17 protein-coding genes and 2 tRNA genes are annotated in these 19571 nt (G+C 40.2%); 10 read left to right on the top strand and 9 right to left on the bottom strand.

Features of this window, described 5'->3' with window-relative positions; genetic code table 11:
* Positions 1–66 precede the first annotated feature (66 nt).
* The 4 genes from QUE46_RS10505 to QUE46_RS10490 all read left to right on the top strand — a co-directional run bounded on the left by QUE46_RS10505 (position 67) and on the right by QUE46_RS10490 (position 5845).
* Positions 67–1101, top strand: coding sequence for an isoaspartyl peptidase/L-asparaginase family protein (locus QUE46_RS10505; protein ID WP_286244749.1), 1035 nt, complete (start codon positions 67–69; stop codon positions 1099–1101).
* Between the two features lie 95 nt (positions 1102–1196).
* Positions 1197–5084 (top strand): ATP-dependent RNA helicase HrpA, encoded by a 3888-nt coding sequence (hrpA, locus tag QUE46_RS10500; RefSeq protein ID WP_286244748.1) that lies wholly within the window; start codon positions 1197–1199, stop codon positions 5082–5084.
* A gap of 74 nt (positions 5085–5158) precedes the next feature.
* Positions 5159–5539, top strand: coding sequence for a PleD family two-component system response regulator (locus QUE46_RS10495; protein WP_024034218.1), 381 nt, complete (start codon positions 5159–5161; stop codon positions 5537–5539).
* 9 nt (positions 5540–5548) lie between these two features.
* Positions 5549–5845, top strand: a complete 297-nt coding sequence (locus QUE46_RS10490) for a PilZ domain-containing protein (protein ID WP_004589184.1) — start codon at positions 5549–5551, stop codon at positions 5843–5845.
* A 96-nt stretch (positions 5846–5941) separates the two neighbouring features.
* Here the strand turns inward: QUE46_RS10490 and QUE46_RS10485 are convergent, their stop codons facing one another.
* Positions 5942–7132: a class I SAM-dependent methyltransferase gene (locus QUE46_RS10485; RefSeq protein ID WP_286244747.1), complete on the bottom strand. Its 1191-nt coding sequence runs from the start codon at positions 7130–7132 to the stop codon at positions 5942–5944.
* A 140-nt stretch (positions 7133–7272) separates the two neighbouring features.
* Here QUE46_RS10485 and QUE46_RS10480 point away from each other — a divergent pair, with 140 nt between their 5' ends.
* Entirely contained in the window at positions 7273–7929 is a 657-nt protein-coding gene (locus tag QUE46_RS10480) for an HD domain-containing protein (protein ID WP_286244746.1), read from the top strand.
* Between the two features lies 1 nt (position 7930).
* On the top strand, positions 7931–8359 hold the full coding sequence (locus tag QUE46_RS10475; RefSeq protein WP_286244745.1) for a VOC family protein: 429 nt from the start codon (positions 7931–7933) through the stop codon (positions 8357–8359).
* Here the strand turns inward: QUE46_RS10475 and QUE46_RS10470 are convergent.
* Together QUE46_RS10470 and QUE46_RS10465 are read right to left on the bottom strand one after the other, a co-directional pair.
* On the bottom strand, positions 8356–9351 hold the full coding sequence (locus tag QUE46_RS10470; protein ID WP_286244744.1) for a two-component system response regulator: 996 nt from the start codon (positions 9349–9351) through the stop codon (positions 8356–8358). The genes QUE46_RS10475 and QUE46_RS10470 overlap by 4 nt on opposite strands.
* A gap of 9 nt (positions 9352–9360) precedes the next feature.
* Entirely contained in the window at positions 9361–12693 is a 3333-nt protein-coding gene (locus QUE46_RS10465; RefSeq protein ID WP_286244743.1) for an MHYT domain-containing protein, read from the bottom strand.
* A gap of 309 nt (positions 12694–13002) precedes the next feature.
* Here QUE46_RS10465 and QUE46_RS10460 point away from each other — a divergent pair, with 309 nt between their 5' ends.
* Positions 13003–13653 carry a M48 family metallopeptidase gene (locus QUE46_RS10460; protein WP_286244742.1) on the top strand — a complete coding sequence of 217 codons (651 nt, stop codon included), beginning with the start codon at positions 13003–13005 and terminating at the stop codon, positions 13651–13653.
* A 48-nt stretch (positions 13654–13701) separates the two neighbouring features.
* Here the strand turns inward: QUE46_RS10460 and QUE46_RS10455 are convergent.
* Both QUE46_RS10455 and QUE46_RS10450 read right to left on the bottom strand, forming a co-directional pair.
* Positions 13702–13786: transfer RNA gene (locus QUE46_RS10455), tRNA-Tyr, on the bottom strand.
* Positions 13787–13834: 48 nt separating this feature from the next.
* Positions 13835–13919: transfer RNA gene (locus tag QUE46_RS10450), tRNA-Tyr, on the bottom strand.
* A 112-nt stretch (positions 13920–14031) separates the two neighbouring features.
* Between QUE46_RS10450 and QUE46_RS10445 the strand changes: the two genes are divergently transcribed.
* Positions 14032–14559, top strand: coding sequence for a VC2046/SO_2500 family protein (locus QUE46_RS10445; protein WP_286244741.1), 528 nt, complete (start codon positions 14032–14034; stop codon positions 14557–14559).
* Between the two features lie 189 nt (positions 14560–14748).
* Positions 14749–15051 (top strand): DUF6172 family protein, encoded by a 303-nt coding sequence (locus QUE46_RS10440; RefSeq protein ID WP_286244740.1) that lies wholly within the window; start codon positions 14749–14751, stop codon positions 15049–15051.
* A 294-nt stretch (positions 15052–15345) separates the two neighbouring features.
* Here QUE46_RS10440 and QUE46_RS10435 read toward each other — a convergent pair whose 3' ends face one another.
* The 3 genes from QUE46_RS10435 to QUE46_RS10425 form a co-directional block, all read right to left on the bottom strand.
* Entirely contained in the window at positions 15346–15825 is a 480-nt protein-coding gene (locus tag QUE46_RS10435; protein ID WP_286244739.1) for a YchJ family protein, read from the bottom strand.
* A 42-nt stretch (positions 15826–15867) separates the two neighbouring features.
* Positions 15868–16302 (bottom strand): SulA-like leucine-rich domain-containing protein, encoded by a 435-nt coding sequence (locus QUE46_RS10430; protein WP_024032354.1) that lies wholly within the window; start codon positions 16300–16302, stop codon positions 15868–15870.
* A gap of 239 nt (positions 16303–16541) precedes the next feature.
* The gene (locus tag QUE46_RS10425; protein ID WP_286244738.1) at positions 16542–16997 is read right to left on the bottom strand and encodes a sel1 repeat family protein; all 456 of its coding nucleotides are present in this window, start codon (positions 16995–16997) and stop codon (positions 16542–16544) included.
* A gap of 117 nt (positions 16998–17114) precedes the next feature.
* Between QUE46_RS10425 and QUE46_RS10420 the strand changes: the two genes are divergently transcribed.
* Positions 17115–18407 (top strand): NCS2 family permease, encoded by a 1293-nt coding sequence (locus QUE46_RS10420; protein ID WP_286244737.1) that lies wholly within the window; start codon positions 17115–17117, stop codon positions 18405–18407.
* Positions 18408–18660: 253 nt separating this feature from the next.
* Here QUE46_RS10420 and QUE46_RS10415 read toward each other — a convergent pair whose 3' ends face one another.
* Positions 18661–19419, bottom strand: coding sequence for a hypothetical protein (locus QUE46_RS10415; protein WP_286244736.1), 759 nt, complete (start codon positions 19417–19419; stop codon positions 18661–18663).
* Positions 19420–19571: the final 152 nt, after the last annotated feature.

The following is a 19571-nucleotide window of genomic DNA, read 5'->3' as shown; positions in this document are numbered from 1 at the left end:
CTTTAGTTGAAATCTTCGTTGTAACCATTCACATTGTTTTTACCCTATTTGTAAAAAGAGCCCACTATGAAAAAAACAGTTTTATTATCGGTTTTAGCCAGCAGTTGCTTAGCCTTCAGTATGCATGTATTTAGCGAACAAGCCCCGTTTGCCATTGCGATTCATGGTGGAGCAGGCACAATTGAAAAAGCAAAATTTACCCCAGAGAAAGAAAAAGCCTACCGAGCTAAACTAGCCGAAGCAGTAGAGGCCGGTTACAGCGTGCTTGAAAAAGGTGGCGAAAGCTTAGATGCAATTACCACAGCCATTAAAGTATTAGAACAGTCACCTTATTTTAATGCCGGGCGCGGTGCAGTGTACACCTATGATGGCAGCCATGAACTTGATGCCTCGATAATGGATGGACGAAACCGACAAGCGGGTGCAGTTGCTGGTGTAAAGCACATAGAAAGCCCAATTCAATTAGCCCGTTTAGTAATGGATAACTCAGTACACGTAATGCTAAGCGGCCAAGGCGCTGAAGAATTTGCAAAAGAGCAGGGCGTTGCGCTGATAGAAAATAATATATTTGATACTAAGCATCGTTATGAAGCACTTTTAAAAGCAAAGCAAAAATTAGAAAAAGAAAAAGCCACCAGCAAAAACTATCAAGCTGCGCATAAAGCCCTGCCAACAAATTATAAAATGGGCACCGTAGGCGCTGTGGCACTTGATAAAAATGGCAATTTAGCCGCAGGTACTTCTACAGGTGGCATGACCGCAAAGCGCTTTGGCCGCATTGGTGATGCGCCAGTGATTGGTGCGGGTACATTTGCAGAAAACGAGTCGTGTGCGGTGTCGGCCACTGGACACGGCGAGTATTTTATTCGCTACAGTGTTGCAAGCGATATTTGCGCGCGTGTTAAATATCAAAATAAAACCATTGAACAAGCAGGGGATGAGGTTATTAACCACGTGCTTGCACCTATAGGCGGCACAGGTGGCGTTATTATTGTGGATGCTAAAGGCCATATTAGTATGCCATTTAATACCTCGGGCATGTACCGAGCGAGCAAATCGAACACGCAAGCAACCTTTGTGGGAATTTTTAAAGAGCAATAGCGTGATATATATGCCTTATAGCGTTTGTAGGATTAACGCTGCGCGTTTATTTTGATACTATTAGCCCTCATTTATTAAATTTATAAGGTGTGCGGGTGGTAAACCTAGGTCAGTTGTTTGGCGAGCTTAAAACGTGCTTAAAAAAAGATCAGTTTATATTTAAAAAACGCTTACATGGCGTAAAAAAAATACACGATGAGTCTAAGCAGGCCAATGCCCTTGAAAAAATAGCAGCTGATATCACCCGCAGCCAGCAGCTACGTGTAAAACGTTTAGCAGAGCTGCCCTCTGTAACGTACCCTGAGCAATTACCGGTAAGTCAAAAAAAGGACGTTATTAAAGACGCGATTGCGAATAATCAAGTGGTGATTATTGCTGGCGAAACCGGTTCAGGTAAAACAACGCAAATACCTAAAATGTGTTTAGAGCTTGGCCGTGGGGTTGATGGCTTTATTGGCCATACTCAGCCAAGACGTTTAGCTGCGAGAAGTGTAGCTAACCGCATTGCTGAGGAAATGAAATGTGAGCTTGGCCAACAGATCGGTTTTAAAATACGTTTTAGCGATCAGGTGTCTAATAATACTTACGTAAAACTGATGACCGACGGTATTTTGCTTGCCGAAATACAACAAGACCGTTTTTTAAACCAGTACGACACCATCATTATTGATGAAGCCCATGAGCGCAGCTTAAATATCGATTTTATTTTAGGATATTTAAAAAACTTACTGCCAAAGCGTCCCGACTTAAAAGTTATTATTACCTCGGCCACCATTGACCCTGAGCGCTTTTCAAAGCACTTTGATGATGCGCCCATTATTGAAGTATCGGGACGTACATTCCCCGTTGAGGTGCGCTATAACCCTATAAGCGATATAAATAAAGACGCTATGGAAGCCGAAGGCGACCAATTACAAGGTATTTTTGATGCGGTAGATGAGTTGTGCGCTGAAGGGCCAGGGGATATTCTCATATTTTTAAATGGCGAGCGTGAAATACGCGATACCGCAGAGGCGCTCTCAAAACGTAATTTAAAACACACCGACGTATTACCACTTTATTCTCGCTTATCTAACGCAGAACAAAACCGTATATTTGCCCCGCATTCGCGCCGCCATATTATTTTATCTACAAACGTGGCCGAAACTTCATTAACGGTGCCCGGTATTCGTTATGTAATAGACCCAGGTACAGCGCGTATTAGCCGTTACAGCTATCGTACTAAAGTGCAGCGCTTACCTATTGAGCCAATTTCTCAGGCAAGTGCGAACCAGCGTATGGGACGCTGTGGCCGTGTTGAAGCAGGTATTTGTATTCGTTTGTACTCAGAAGATGACTTTATATTTCGTCCTGAGTTTACAGACCCAGAAATACTGCGCACTAATTTAGCCTCAGTTATTTTGCAGATGTTGGCATTAGGGCTTGGCGATATGAGCGAGTTTCCGTTTGTACAAGCGCCAGATAGTCGCAATATTAACGATGGTTTAACCTTACTTGAAGAGCTTCAGGCGATTAAGCCAAGTAAAAAGCGCCATCAAACGAGTTTAACGCAATCAGGGCGTGAGCTTAGCCGCTTACCAGTAGACCCGCGTTTAGCTAAAATGGTGCTTAGCGCTAATAAGCTCGGTGCGCTTCGAGAAGTTATTATTATTGTGGCTGCGCTGTCGATTCAAGACCCACGCGAGCGCCCGCAAGAAAAACGCGCCGCAGCGAACGAAAAACATAGTCGCTTTGATGATCCTGACTCGGATTTTATTGCTTTTTTAAACCTTTGGAATTACCTAGAAGAGCAGCAAAGTGAGCTGACTAATAGCCAGTTTAGAAAGTTGTGCCAAAAAGACTTTTTAGCTTACATGCGTATTCGCGAGTGGCAAGACATTGTTTATCAAATAAGCACTGTGTGCAACGAAATGAAAATTAAAGCCACCACGCAAGTGGCTGACTCTGAGCTAATTCACAAAGCGCTACTGAGCGGTATGTTAAGCCACATAGGCTTTAAAGACGAAAAGCAAATATATAAAGGCGCTCGTAATAGCCAGTTTCATATCTTTCCGGGTTCTGGGTTATTTAAAAAGAGCCCCAAATGGATTATGTCGGCAGAGCTGGTAGAGACCAGTAAGTTATACGCACGTATTAACGCCAAAATAGATATTAATTGGGTAGAGCCCTTTGCACAGCATTTAGTAAAACGAAGCTACTCTGAGCCGCATTGGGAGAAAAAGCCAGGCGCTGTTATCGCGTTCGAGCAGCAAACCTTGTATGGCTTATTGGTGGTTAATAAACGCCGCTGTGTGTATAGCAATATAGACCCTAAAGTTAGCCGCGAGCTATTTGTACGTACCGCCCTTGTAGAGCAAGAGCTTGGCTTAAATGAGCAGTTTTTAGCATACAACCGCGAGCTAATAGAAGATATTCAGGTGCTTGAGCATAAATCGCGACGTCGCGATATTTTGGTTGATGAGCAAACGTTATTTGAATTTTACGATAAAAAAATACCTAAGGAAATCAACAACCGTGCAGCTTTTATAAAGTGGTATAAGGCTCAAAAGCAACAAGACAAACGCTACCTATACATGACCCGTGAAGAGCTTATGCAGCACGGCGCAAGTAATATTACTGAGTTTGATTACCCAGATACATGGCAGCAAGATAATATCATTTTGCCGCTGAGCTATCATTTTGATCCAGGGCAAGCCGTTGATGGGGTGGCTGTACAAATACCGGTAGCACTTTTAAACCAAGTGCAAGAAACCGGGTTTGATTGGCACATACCGGCCTTTAGGCATGAGCTAATAAGTGGTTTAATTAAATCGTTACCTAAGTCGTTACGTCGTAACTTTGTACCTGCTCCCAATTACGCTGACGCTGTACTGGCTGCCATTGAGCCTATGCAAGGCAGCTTACTTGATGCACTTACTACACGCTTACTAAGAATGACAGGTGTAAAAGTAGATTTAGAAGCGTGGGATTTAAACGCACTGGCGCCTCATTTAAGGTTGCAGTTTGAGGTTCGTGACGAGCACGATAAATTGCTTGCACGCGGCCTAGATTTGGCAAAACTAAAAGCACAGCTGCAAGGTAAAGTAACCGATACGCTTTCCAAGGTGGCTGATAAAGGCATTGAAAAAGCAGATTTAACGCAATGGGACTTTGGTGCTTTGCCTGCCTCGTATGTTAAAAAGCAAGGCCAATACGAAATAAAAGCTTACCCAGCGCTGGTAGATAAAAAAGCCACAGCGGCGATTGAGCTGTTTGATAGTGAAGAAAAAGCGCAGCAAGCGCATCAGCAAGGTTTACGTCGTTTAGTATTATTAAATGTACCGTCGCCGATAAAGTACCTTCAGCAAAACTTGCCTAATAAAGCCAAACTGGGCTTGTACTTTAATCCGTTTGGTAAAATTGCAGATTTAATTGACGATTGTATTGCAGCTGGCGTAGACAGCTTATTAATAAAACATGGCGATATTCGTGATGAAGCGGCCTTTAATAAAGTTAAAGAGCAAATTAGGGGCGAACTAGGCGATGCAGTGGTCGAAATTGCCACACAGGTTGAGCAAGTTTTAAGCATTGCCCACGCGTTACATAAAAAAATGAAAGGGCGTGTCGATTTAACTATGATAACTGCCCATGGCGATATAAAATCGCAGCTTGAGTCACTTATCTTTAAAGGGTTTGTGAGCGCTCACGGTGCGAATAAGATGCCCGACCTTATTCGTTATTTAAAAGCGATTCAAAAACGTTTAGAAAAACTGCCTGTTGATCCTAACCGCGATAGATTGTGCGTTTTAGAGCTTGAAAAAGTAGCGCAAGAGTACAAAAAGCTCGTAAATAAAATTCCAAAAGGCTTGCCTATTCCACAACAGGTAAATGCTATTTTTTGGATGCAGCAGGAGCTTAGGGTGTCACTGTTTGCGCAAACCTTAGGTACCCCATATCCTATTTCTGCAAAACGCGTGATGAATGCGATAAAAGAGATAGAATAAAACTTGCATTTTCTATTAAGCTTAGTACCTTAATAGAAGGATTTATTTTTGGTTGAGAAGGAAGCGACATAGCTATGTCCTCATCGGTTGAACATAAGATTAAGCGATTGTTAGTTGTAGATGACGAGTATTTTAATTATGAAATGCTAAAATCTGCCCTGACCTCAAAATTTGATGTTAGTTATGCTGACTCAGGGAAAAGCTGTTTGGCGTCTGCCATTGCTAACCCGCCGGATATTATTTTGCTTGATGTATGTATGCCAGGCCTAGATGGATATGATACATGTCGGATGCTTAAGCACACGCCTGAAACTAAAAATATACCTGTTGTTATGGTTTCGGGCTTAGAGTCGCCCTCGGAAAAACAAGCTGGCTTTGATGCAGGGTGTGATGCCTATGTAGTAAAACCGTTTTCGATGGGTACTTTATTTGAGCAAATAAACACGGTTGTTTAAAGGTGATGCATGTTTACTGAAGATAAGCGCAATTTTAGACGTATGCAGGTAAATACGCCTGCTCAATTAACAACAATAGAGCCTGTTGCTGGGCTAAATTATACCGCAGAATGTGTTGATTTAAGTGCCACAGGGTTATCGCTACATTTAGATGACTTACTTGAGCTCGATACCTTACTACAGGTTAATATAGAATCGACACACCCAAGTATTGCTTCTTTAAATGCCACGGCTAAAGTTATACGTGCTAGCAAAGAAGATGATGGCACTATTACTGCAGGATTAGAAATAGTCCAGTTTAATTAAACTTAATAAACACCTAGCGGCTGGTTTTTGTTATCGCGGGTGTTAAATAACGTTCGATTTTATTACCTACGTCCTTGTAGGTAATAACAATAATTTTTAGTAAACCTTACAAATTAAGCCTTTTAAGTAAAAGCCTTCAGGGTAACTGCCAGCAATAGGGTGATCGGCCGCTTGATTTAAACGCTCCATAATCAATAGCTCTTTACCTGCATCTAGCGCAGCGTCTGCTACCACTTTTTGAAACAAGTTTTGCTCCATTAACCCAGAGCATGAGAAGGTAAGTAGTGTACCGCCTGGTTTTAATATTTGCATGGCAATCATGTTTATATCTTTATAACCACGACATGCACCGGTTAATTGCGCTTTGTTGTCTGCAAACTTTGGTGGGTCCATCACAATAGTGTCAAACTGTTTGCCTTCATCACGGTATTGGCGTAATAGCTTAAACACATCTTGTTTAACAAAATCGACTTTATTTAAATCTAAGTTATTGTGCTCTACGTTACGCTTAGCGGTATCCAGTGCTGGTTGTGATACATCAACATTAGTGACGTGTGTACAGCCACCACGTAGTGCGTAAAGCGAAAAAGTACCTGTGTAACTAAAGCAATTTAATACGGTTTTATCTTTTGAAAAGCGCTCAAGTGCTGCGCGGCTATCACGTTGATCCAGGTAAAAGCCTGTTTTGTGGCCTTCTAAAATATCTACTTCAAGCTTTAGGCCATTTTCTTCAATAATGACAGGCGCTGATGGCTCGTTGCCCCACAGTACACCTTTAATAGGTTCTAAGCCTTCTTTGGTACGCACATCTACATCTGAGCGCTCATAAATATTCGCACCCGGAAAAATAGCCATTAACGCGCCTACAATTTCACCTTTATGGCGCTCGGCACCGGCACTTAATAATTGGCAAACTAAGGTGTTATCAAACTTATCGATGGTTACACCTGGCAAATAGTCAGACTCAGCAGCGCATAACCTAAAACCGGTTAAACCGCCTTCAGCGATTGAATGCTCGCGTGCGTGTAAAGCGCGGCGTAAGCGACGCTCAAAAAAGTGTTGGTCTATTACTTCTTTTTCATCAAAACTCCACACACGTGCTCTTATTTGAGAGTGAGGGCTATAAGCTGCGGTGGCTAAAAATTTACCTTCGCTGTCGTGAATGGTGACCGTATCACCTAGGCCTGGTTTACCTTTAATCTTTTTGATGGCTTTTGAAAATAACCAAGGGTGTTTTCTTTTTAATGATTTTTCGCGACCAGCTTGTAGGTAAACGGCAGATGACATAAGGCTTCTCAGTAGTAGTAAATAAGCGCTGTATTTTAGTCAAGCATAGGACAACATACAATGAATGTTTTGCAAGGGAGGTGTAAAGCGCGTTAAAGTACGGATAATTCTCATATAAATTAGTTTTTTGGAACATAACTGTGGCCAACACTGCTTTAAGCCCTGAGTTACAACAGCTTGATTCTCAATGTCGATCATTTATTACTTCGTTAATACATGCCGATGTAGCACACGACATAACGCATATTGAACGCGTAGTACGTGTTGCCATTCAATTATGTCACGCTGAGAAAGCCAATATGAATATTGTTTTACCGGCAGCGTGGATGCACGATTGTGTTGCGGTGGCTAAAAACCATCCAGACAGAGCAAAAGCATCCACCATGGCGGCAGATAAAGCCATTGCGTTTTTAAAATCAATTAATTATGACGCCAATTTGTTTGATGATATTCACCATGCTATCGCTGCCCATAGCTTTAGCGCCAATATTGCGGTTAAAACAGTCGAAGCTCAAATAGTGCAAGATGCCGATAGAATGGACGCACTCGGTGCAATAGGTGTTAGCCGCTGTATGAAAGTAGGGGGCTCTATTAACCGCTTACTGTATAACCCTGATGACCCATTTTGTGTTAACCGCGAAGCAGATGATAAAACCTATACTCTTGATCATTTTTTTATTAAATTGCTTCATATTGCCAAGAGCATGAATACGCCTTCAGCTAAAGCCGAGGCACAGCGGCGTACAGAGTATATGTATGCGTTTTTAGAGCAGTTAAAATCAGAAATTGGTCAATAAAATGAGTGTTCCCTTATTATCGGGTATTGATCATTGCCACCTTAATGTTGAAAACATCCAAGAAGCGCTAAAATGGTATAAGCGGGTACTAGGCTTTAGCGTAGTTGAAGAGCTTGCCTTTTGGGATGAAAATGGCAAAGGGCCACTCACACTTGAAGATACCGCAAAAACAACGCGTTTAGCGTTGTTTGAAGCACAAGGTCGAAGTAAAGGGATTGCGTTTGCTGCCACCGGCGCACAGTTTATTTGCTGGGTTGATTATTTAAATGGCTTAAATATAAAAACAGTACTGGCCGATCACGGTGTTACGTTTTCACTTTATTTTAAAGATAACAGTGGGAATAGCCACGAAATAACCTCTCGTGACTACCCGCACATAAAAGCGATATATGGTGATGTAAAACAAGGCTCGCACAAGCGCAATACTTAGTCTTGCTCTTGATATGTATTTTTAATTGCGATTATAGCATCGAGCTTATTTACAAATAAATTGATAAGATGGGGGTCAAAGTGTTTACCCGCTTGTGCTTGCATATGCTCAAGTGCTTCTTCTACACCCCAGGCCTCTTTATACGGGCGTTTTGAGGTAAGGGCATCAAATACATCAGCAATAGCTACAATACGCCCTTCAACCGATATTTGTTCGCCTTTTAAACCATGAGGGTAGCCACTGCCATCCCACTTTTCGTGGTGCTCTATAGCTAATTTATGGGCAAGTTGTAATAGCGGAGATGAAGAATTTGCTAAAATTTGTGCACCAATAACCGCGTGCTGTTTCATGTGGTCAAATTCTTCAGAGGTTAATCGCCCAGGCTTTAATAAAATAGCATCAGGAATACCTATTTTACCTACATCGTGCATGGGGGCTGCTTGGCGAAGTAGCTCGGCTTGGTGTTGATCCATACCAAACTCTAATGCTAATAATTTACTGTATTGGCTCATCCTAGCAATGTGCTCGCCAGTGTCTGTGTCTTTGTACTCTGCAGCGCGACCTAAGCGATGTACTAAATCAACATGGGCTTGCTTTAATTGCTCGGCCTGCACAAGCGACAAATGTGTTTTAACTCGGGCGCGCACAATCGCAGGGCTAATAGGTTTAGTTATGTAATCAACAGCGCCAAGTTCAAACCCCTTAAACTCATCGCTTTCATCGCCCAGAGCCGTTACAAAAATAATTGGGATATGCGAAAGAGCGGGTGTACTTTTAACTATTTCGCATACCTCAAAGCCATTCATATCGGGCATCATGATATCGAGTAAAATAAGTTTAGGCTGTTCTTTTTCAAGCAGTGTAAGTGCTGCATCTCCCGATTTAGCAAAAGACATACGGTATTGATTACCTAATACTTCTCGCATAACTTTTAAGTTCGCAGGTTCATCGTCAACGATTAATATACGTGGTTTGTCGTTGCTAAAATCCATTCACTATTCTCATTCTTGGGTAAACTCTTTAATTAAATCGTTTAGCACATGTTGCGCCTGATCAAAGTCAAATTCATCAAACGCGTTTACAACCTCATTTATTTGAGTTTGTAAGTGTGCAGGGGCGTTATTTTCAAGCTGCGCAAGTAAATCATCGTTGAGCTCGGCGCTTTGCGCTTCATGGTGCAACGTTTCACATAGTGACTTTAATTCAGCCGCGCTTAGCGAGCTTTTTTGCTCTGTATCTTCACTCTCAACACGCGTGATTGGTGCACATTCATCGCCTGATATTAATTGGGTTATTGTCTCTAACTCGTCTTTTATTTGTGTTACTAACGTTGTAGATTGTTCAGATGTTTGTTCGTGCTCTAAGTTGGCTAATAAAGACATTAATGTTGTTAGGCCTAAATTACCGGCGACCCCCTTAAGGGTATGTATTAGGCTGTTGGCGTCTTTAATCTCAGATAACTTATTATTAAATAAAATATCAAATCGCCTATTGCTGTCACTTATAAATTTGGCAATTTCGGTTAACTGCTTGCATTTATTACCCCAAAGCATCACACCTTTTTCAAAGTCGATGTGTTTAGCCTCAGGGTCTGATTGGCTAATAACCATATCTTTAGCAATACCTAAGCCAAGCACCTGCGCAATTTCTTGGTTAAGCTGGTTTATATCTATAGGCTTATTAGCAAAGCCATTCATGCCAGCACGTTTAGCTGTAAGTTTATCCTGTTGTAGGACGCTGGCCGTTAGTGCAATAATGGGGGTAAATTTAAGCTGCCTTTGCTTTTCTATGGCTCTAATTTTTGTGGTTGCTTCTATGCCATCACACTCAGGCATGTGAATATCCATTAGAATTACATCAAAATCTTGCTTCTCGAATATTGCAATAGCCTCTAAACCGTTGCTTGCTTTGCTTACCAAATGTTGATCTTTAGAAAGTAATAACGAGAGCAGCTCAGTGTTTTGCTCAATATCGTCCACCACAAGTACCCTTAGCGATGGTAATTGAGTGTGCAGTCCATCGAAATGATCTATTTTTTCTGCATCGCCTTGTTTAAGAGGTAAAGAGAAATAAAAGCAGGTGCCTTTGTTTTCTTCACTGACTAGGTTTATAGTGCCGCCCATCAGCTCTACTAATTGTTTACTAATGGTTGTTCCCAGGCCTGTACCGCCAAAGCGACGAGTAGTGGTGCCATCGGCCTGAACAAACGGCTGAAATATAGCTTTAACGCGGTCTTTAGCAATACCTATACCTGTATCTTGCACTTCAAAAAAGAGTTGATCGGTTTGCGTTGTGCTTACAGTTAGCTCAACCGAACCTTGCTCGGTAAATTTAATCGCGTTACCGATGAGGTTAGTTAAAATTTGCCTTAACCTATCTGGGTCACCATAGTAGGTTGTGGCAACAGAGTCTTTAATGTTTAATTTTAAACGTAGGTCTTTCTTTTTTGCTTCGAGCCAAAATGTCGAAATAATGCTGTCGAGTACTTGCTTCAAACTAAAGTGGACTGGTTCAATAGTTAGCTTTCCGCGCTCGAGCTTTGCGGTATCAAGCACTTCGTTAAGGAGTCTTAATAATGAACGTGCTGCATTATTTACAGTAACTAAGTGTTTTTGCTGTTCTTGGTTTAACGGTGTATCCATCAGTAGGTCGCTAAAACCGATTATAGAATTCATTGGCGTACGGATCTCATGGCTCATATTAGCCATAAACGCTTGTTTTGCGTGCGCTGCTTCTTCAGCTTGTAATTTAGCTTGCTCTAGCTTGTCTTCGTATTCTTTTTGCTCTGTAATATCTACTAATACCCCGTCTATCCATTGAGGGTCATTGTCTTTATCACAGGTAAGACTGCCTTTATCTAATACCCAAACAACTTTACCGTTACGGTGGCGAATACGGTATTCTACCGAGTACTTTAAACTCGAGGTCAAAGCTTGCGCTACAGCTTCGTTAACCGTTGGCTGATCTGTTTTTAAAATAAGATCATTAAATTCAATGCAGCTTTCTGTGAACTCTTCTGGTGTGTAGCCGGTTAGCTCAGCCACTATAGGGCTGATAAATAACATGCTCCAGTTTTTATCGTACTTACAACGAAAAGCAGCGCCTGGCATATTGTCCATTAAAGAGCGGTACTTTTGCTCTTTTTCAATAAGACTTTGTTGCATAGCGCGTTGCTCGGTTAAATCGGTAATAAAACCAACATATAATGGCATGTGGTCGGGTTGATTAACCTCTCCAATGCCTAAGCGAATAGGGAAGAGGTGGCCATCTTTGTGTTTGGCTGACACATCTCTATTTATACCGATTACTTTACCTAGGTCTACATTTTTGGCGTTAGACAAATACCCATCGTGGTGACGAGCGATTTCATCAGCCATGAGCATTTTTACATTTTGACCCTGAACATCGCTTTCCCGCCACCCAAAAATTTTGCTAGCAGCATCATTAAAACTCAAAATTATACCGGTGTGATCTATAGTCACAATGCCATCAATAGCAGTGCCTAAAATAGCATTTAGTCGAGATTCATCAGCCGATTTTTCTTCAAGCAGTAGGCGGTATCTAACCATGCCATTTATAACTGCAATAACACAGGTTATAGCAACTGTTGCAGTAGCTACCGCTATGGCGACAAAAGCAAGCTCAGTGGTTGATTTTTGGTAATCGGGTAAAAGCGGTGAGGTTGCAACAAAGCGGGTAGCGGCCATCCCCATGTAGTGCATGCCTGCCACCGCAGTTCCTAATATGACAGCGGTAATAACGCGAGCTTGTATCTGTGATAAATTAGGGAGTAAACGTGTTAAATGATAACGCGTAAAAAGCGCTATAAACGATAAACCAACAGCGACCACAATTGATAAAGCAAACATAGCAGGGTCGTAACGTAATAACGGGGCTAGTTGCATTGCTGCCATGCCGCTGTAGTGCATTGTACCAATACCTGCGCCGAGTAAAATAGAGCAAATAAAAAGGTGTTTGAACGAGCCTTGCGATTTTACTAAAATCGAAAAGGCATATTGACATGCAATAAATGCAGGTAAAAAAGATAAGAGGGTTATGAGCGGATCATAGCTAATGTCTGTACATAACGAAAAAGCCAACATACCTATAAAATGCATGCTCCAGATACCGGCCGATAAAACTGTGGCACCGGTTACATTGGCTAAGCGTTTATAGCTTTCGAACTGTGTTTGTTTTGCTACATCAATTAACCATACGGTAAAAAAGGCAGCAAAAATAGCGGTAATAACCGATAAGCTAACCAGTATAGGGTTGTATGCACCATTTATAATGAGGCTCGGATCTTGGTCGGTTATAAAAAATGCGGAGAGCATAATGACTCTAATTAGTATCTTTATTGAACTAGTTTAATAGATTTATTATATAAATAAACTGTTAATCTAATTATTTATACTATAAATCTGTGAAGTTACCTTTTCTTTTTAAAATATTAACATATGCAGCACGCTTTATTAATAAGGCGTTATTTTGAGTTAATGAATACAATAAAAAATACTGAGCCCATTTATTTATCTGTAAATAACTGCATTGATTAAATAAGGCTTTATAATAGGCTTTTATTTATATTTAGAGCATACACCTTGTTTGAGTATCAGTTAAAGCGCAGCACTAGGCGTAAAACAGTGGCAATAAAAGTAAGCAAAAAACTAGTTACTGTTTATGCACCTACACACGTCCCAAAACTACAAATAGAACAATGGCTGTTTAGTAAAAAAGAGTGGGTAACTGCGCAATTACATAAACAACTTAACGCTATTGATAATCAACAACACCCGTTTAAAAACCAGCAAATAATGGTTTTTGCTAAGCCATATACTATTACTTTTGCTAAAGGGGCACGCTCGCATGTTCAGCAATCCGATAGCGTGTTTACTATTTACACTTCTAATCGAGTAACCAAACAGCTTGATAAACGCAAGCAGCTACTTTGCCTTGCTCTTGAAGAAACGCTAACAAACTACATTGAAATGCGCTTGGCTTATTATTGCCAACAGATGTCAGAAGCATTACCGACTAAATTGACGATTGGAAATTATAAACGTAAGTGGGGAAGTTGTAATTCTCGACGAGAGCTAACCTTTAGCCTTAACCTTGTTGGGGCACCTCAGCATATAATTGATTATGTTATTGTGCACGAATTGGCTCATTTAAAGCATTTAAACCACAGCAACGCTTTTTGGAAGCGCGTAGCTAAATTTTATCCCGATTATAAATCTGCATCCGCATGGCTTAAAAACCACGGAGCAACATTACAGTGGGTATTTGATAATTAGTCTGAAAATGATTTAGATAGAAGCGAAGAAGATATAGAAAATAAGAAGTGGTGGAGGGAGCTGGATTCGAACCAGCGAAGGCTGAGCCGTCAGATTTACAGTCTGATCCCTTTGGCCGCTCGGGAACCCCTCCACACTATTTTGTCACATTTGGCCCCACTTAACTTTGCGGTAAGAAAAGTGGTGGAGGGAGCTGGATTCGAACCAGCGAAGGCTGAGCCGTCAGATTTACAGTCTGATCCCTTTGGCCGCTCGGGAACCCCTCCAATGCAACGGCGCTGATAATAGCAAACTGCGTATTTAAGTAAAGAAAAAAGCTAAAGAAATTTGAAATAAAGCCGATAAATATCTACCAGTTATCATTATCGGCTAAAGACTATGCAAATCGATGATTTGTTAATCACAGAGAGTCAACTAAAGACCAGGCTAAATAAAAGTGTGCATGAAAATCGCAGAGGCGAATTTTCACTTTTATTAGCGATGCTATCGCACGATGCGCTGGATTTTAGTCAATTTCACTTACCAAAAAGTGAAACGCATAGTGCTTATGTAGACGAAGAACAGTTAAGGAAGCGCTTTGGTGCTGGGCCAAAGCAATTATTAGCCCCCGAAAAATTTGATATGAGCATAGGGCAAGAGCACGCGTCTGTGATTGTTCAACAAGGCGAACAAGCAGGTATGAAAGCAATAAAATTAAGTCACTGCTTAAACCCTGAGCCACTAGCGATTAGAGATGACAAGTTACATATCCCTTTAACGGTAATCGAGAATTGTGAACCATCAGTACGCAGGCGCTTAAATGACACGCACACCGCGCTTGCAAGTCCACAAATGGACGCCGCCGCATTTTATGACGATTTAACTAATGAGGCTATACATAAGCCATTGCTTGTTGCTAACGCATAAAATAATTTAACACTCGTGCGTTTTAAAAGCTTAAAACACCTTATATTTAATAATCGGTTATGCAATAAAATAGAACAATTCCTTTTTTGTTTAAAAAAAGCATCCACAAATTAAATGCAATTGCTATAATGGCTGCAAATGGTATGACTTGAGTGCCATTATCATTAAATCAAGGTAATTAGGAACGTAATGAAGAAAACATTCACGCTAAATCACGAGAAAATCAAATACCCTCGTATGGTTGATGCTGCAAAGCATGAAGTGAAAAAATATTTGAAAAGAGAGCGCAATAAAACGCTACCTGTTGAAGCTGATTACTGGGCATTTGACTGTAAGTTTGGCACAAGTGCCGATGATGCAGAAGTTGTTCACGTAGCTGAAATTAACAACAAGATCAGCGAAATCGAAAAGCAGGCGCTTACTTCATTCTATGTTGAGATTTTAGCTAGACCTGCGCAGCGTGAATCGTACGATTTAGATGATGATGAATAAACCAATAGCAATATTGTAGAAAATGGACCTAAATGGTCCATTTTTTGTTTATGGCAGTTATTAATATATTTAGTGATATAAAGTAGCGCTTATAGCATTTAGCAATAATGCTTAATCATTTTGAGAGGCTACATGTGGGCTATCAGCGTTAAAAAATTCTCATTTATAATAACTTAAGAGCAATTTTTTGCCTAGCTATCAACACGTTTTTCCATCCTCAAAATAGGTCACTTCATTAAGCGGATTAATGGTATTAAATAAGACGCTATTTTTTTTCTAAGTGTTTAGCTTACTTTATACACTGTGACACTTTTTATATTTTTTACCGCTTGCGCATGGACAGGGATCGTTTCTGGCAACTTTTATATCGGCGACCGGATTAATAATACCCTCTAAATATCGCCATTCACCGTCTTCTTTTATAAAGTCTGATTTCTCATCTAGCTCACAATATAAGTTTTGGTAAAAATAATATGCGTTAAAGGCAACATAACCTCGCTCATCACTTTGCTGCGTATCGCGCACAACTAATTTTACAAAGCGGCAGCTATTGGCAAAGTCAGCAATTTCATTTACTGGGTTTTGTGCTTGTTTTTCTTTGGCGTAAGTTTTAAATACATAAGATGCATTTTTTAATGCATAAGCACTAAAGCGCGAACGCATTAGTTGCTCAGGTGTTTCTGGGGTTTTTATATCAAGATGATAAGGTTGGCAACAGTCGCCATAATTAAGCTGACTGTTGCATAAGCAAGCGCTGGTACTGGTTACACTCATAAAATACTAATTAACATAGATTAAAAATGTATTTTACCAAGCTTATTGAGTAAGTGATATTGCTGTAGTGCTGGTTTTTTTAGTAAAGCAAAATAGCTTAGCGCTTCTTTTGTTTAAATTAAGCGATAAGTTAACAAGTTGCTGCTCACTTACTATATCGGTCCACGTAATAATGGCTGCAAAATTACCATTATGAAGTGCTGAGTTAAGCACATACTCTAAATTTACTAAATGCTTTTGTCTTATTACAAGCAGTTTGCTGGTATCTATAGAGCAACTATCTAACAAGGCTTTACTAGGCACATGGTCGGGCGCAATTAGTAAGGTCCACGCGTTAGAGCTATTGTATTGGTGCAACACTTTTAGCATCTCAAACGTAGCAGAAATTTCATCTTCTACTTTTATTAAGTTTACCGACTCACTTTCATCATGTTGTTGGTAGCTTTTAACAGTTCTTACGGTAATTGGCTGTAGCATAGGTCTCACTCACTGGGTTTATATACAGTACATGTATACAGTAGTTTATACAGTTGTTGTGTGCAAGCGTTTTTTGCTATTTTTTATACAGTTAATGGTTTTAAAAAATTAAAATTAAAAATAACACTTTAAAAACAGATATTTATGTTTTTGGCGTGTGAATGAAAGCTGAGGGTGTTTGCAGTACTGTATAAAGTGTAGCAGCGCTATACAGTACTTAGCTGTTAGCTATACAGTAGTTAGTCATTTTTTGGAACTAAGCGGGCAAATTGAATTTGGTGGATTTGCTCATACAAACTGGCTGCATAGCATTGAGCGTCTTTAAAGCGTTTGGTATCGATATATTTTCTTAAATCATCTAATGCAGCGGTTGCCGGTTCATAGCCTTGGCTGCTGGCTAAACTTAGCCATGCTGCAGCGTGAAATACACTTTTTGGTACGCCTTGGCCTTTGACAAAAAATAACCCTAAATAAAACTGGGCGCGATGATTTCCGGCCATTGCGGTAAGGCGCATCCACTTAGCTGCCAACGGTGCTTGGTTATGCTTTAAATAATACAGCGCTTTGTTAAGTGTTGTTTGTTCACTTACATCACTATTGTCGTCAGCACTGTGGTTTGTAGGCTGTGTTACAAAATCTAAAATATTGTTTAATTGCTGCTCTAAGTCTTGTCCGCTAGGCTGAGTGTTATTCATATACTTTCTTTTTTATAGTTTCTACGTCAACAGTTTAGTATATAGCAAGGTAAAATGTCCTGTTTATACTTAATTTTATGGTAAAATCACGTCACTTTTTATTATCACAAGTCTATTATGCTCGAAGCTCTATTTAAACTCCGCGAAAATAACTCCACTGTGCGACGCGAAAGCATTGCTGGAATCACTACTTTCATTACTATGGTTTACATTGTATTTGTAAACCCTGCAATGCTTGCTGAAGCAGGTATGGATCAAGGTGCTGCATTTGTTGCTACCTGTATTGCAGCGGCAATTGGCTGTTTTATTATGGGGCTTTGGGCTAATTACCCTTTAGCACTTGCGCCGGGCATGGGTTTAAACGCATTTTTTACTTATGGTGTTGTACTGGGTATGGGTTATAGCTGGCAAGCGGCATTAGGTGCGGTATTTATGTCTGGTTGTATATTTTTAATATTAAGTTTGTTTAAGGTTAGAGAGTGGATAATTAATGCTATACCGCTAGTTTTAAAGCAGGCTATTGCCACTGGTATTGGTGCGTTTTTAGCGTTAATTGCACTTAAAAATGCGGGTATTATTGTTTCAAGCCCAGCTACATTAGTACAGCTTGGTGATATTACATCGGCAGGTCCTTTACTCGCTATTTTGAGCTTTTTTGTGATTGCAGCTTTGCTTTATCGTGATATAAAAAGCGGCGTACTTATTAGCATTTTGTTAGTAACAGGCATTGCATTAAGCCTCGGCTTAGTTAAATACCACGGCGTAATTTCAATGCCACCATCTATTTTACCTACGTTCATGCAACTTGATTTTGCTGCGGCCTTTGAGCTTTCTATGCTGAGTGTAATTTTTGCGTTTTTGTTTGTTGATTTATTTGATACATCAGGGACCTTGGTTGCGGTAACTCAAAAAGCAGGTTTAGCCGATGAAGAAGGCAATATGCCACGTTTAGGGCGTGCTTTAAGTGCCGATAGTACAGCGACTATTGCAGGTGCAATGTTAGGCACTTCTACCACTACGTCTTATATTGAGTCTGTAGCCGGTGTATCGGTTGGTGGGCGTACTGGTTTAACAGCTGTTGTAGTGGGTATATGCTTTTTACTAATGATGTTTTTTGCACCGCTTGCGCAAATGGTGCCGGCTTATGCGACTGCGGGTGCTATTTTATACGTTGCGGTATTAATGCTGCAAAACCTTAAGTTTGTAAACTGGGATGACATGAGCGATGCAATTCCAGTGAGTGTGGTACTACTTATGACGCCACTTACATTCTCTATTGCGCACGGTATTGCGCTTGGTTTTATATCGTATACTGCGGTTAAAGTACTATGTGGTAAACGTGAGCAAGTGAGTATTAGCGTATGGATTTTAACAGCGTTATTTATTATCAAGTTTGCATTTTTATCGTAGTAGCTAATGTCCATTCTTTTAGTTAAGAGATTTAATTTGAAGGTGGATAAACATTTATTATTTAGTCGCTATCACTTATTGCCACTGCATTGTTATACCTTGCGTTTCTATGCAGAGGCAAATGAGCGTTTATAATGTGGTTAGCGCTAGGTAGTGCCTTAAAATACGTTAGTATTTACCCATTGGTAAAACAGCTTAACAGATACAAAAAAGCCCATACATTATGCATGGGCTTTCTTTTGGGTATTTAAAATTACCATTTCTTTTTAGGTGCAAATAATACGTCTAAGTCATCTTGCTCTGCTTCTGCTTTTTTCTTCAAGGCAGTGGCGTTTGAAGCTTTTAGTTCGCTGCTTATTTCTTCTAAATAGGCTTCAACTTCTTGACGTTTTGCGTTGACGTATTCATCAGAATAACTAACGGCACTAAGTGTGGCATAGGCTTTTTCAAAATATTGCCTAGCAGAGCCCACCATGCTCGCTGAACGAGCAGATAAACCGCGTTTAATTTGGCTTTCTATATTAATTCTGAGCTGTAACTTTTCAAGGCGCTTATCTTCTGCTGCAAATACTTGGCTATCTACACGCCCTTTACTGTGCTCAGAGCGCATAATAGCTCTAAGCTTTTTTATGCCCTGAATTAGCGACACTAACTGCTTATCGTTACTTGGTAACGATAAATTGTCGCTGCTATTACCTTGAACTGCACCACTTAGCTTTTCTTTAGCTTCGTTCATTCTACTTTTTAATGCTTTAGAATTAGGTGAGTGGTTTACCATCGCGTTTAGTGCTTCGTAACATCTACGTTGTAAAACGCGTATAATGTTTTCAGAAAGCGGAATATTAGCGCTATTCATCAGTGCTTCTTCGGTTTCTTCAATTATCGCTTTTTGTTTTGTTAATTCTTTGCGACGTTCAATTTCTTGCTTTTCTTTATGCTGTTGTACAGCGCTTACCCACAGTGCAATCACTATCAGTGCCACTATAAGCACAATTATAATCGAAACGATCATGGCTTAATTCTCGGATTCATAATCTATTTTTTTATATTACATCAAATATATGCTTTGAGGGTAGCTTTGCGCTGATTAACTTAAAAATATGTTAAAAATTAGATATAAGAATAATGTATTATAAGTTGAACCTGAATAAACATCGCTATCTG

The organism is Pseudoalteromonas sp. MM1, from assembly GCF_030296835.1.
Classification (GTDB): Bacteria; Pseudomonadota; Gammaproteobacteria; order Enterobacterales; family Alteromonadaceae; genus Pseudoalteromonas.
This window is presented reverse-complemented; position numbering and strand designations above follow the sequence as displayed.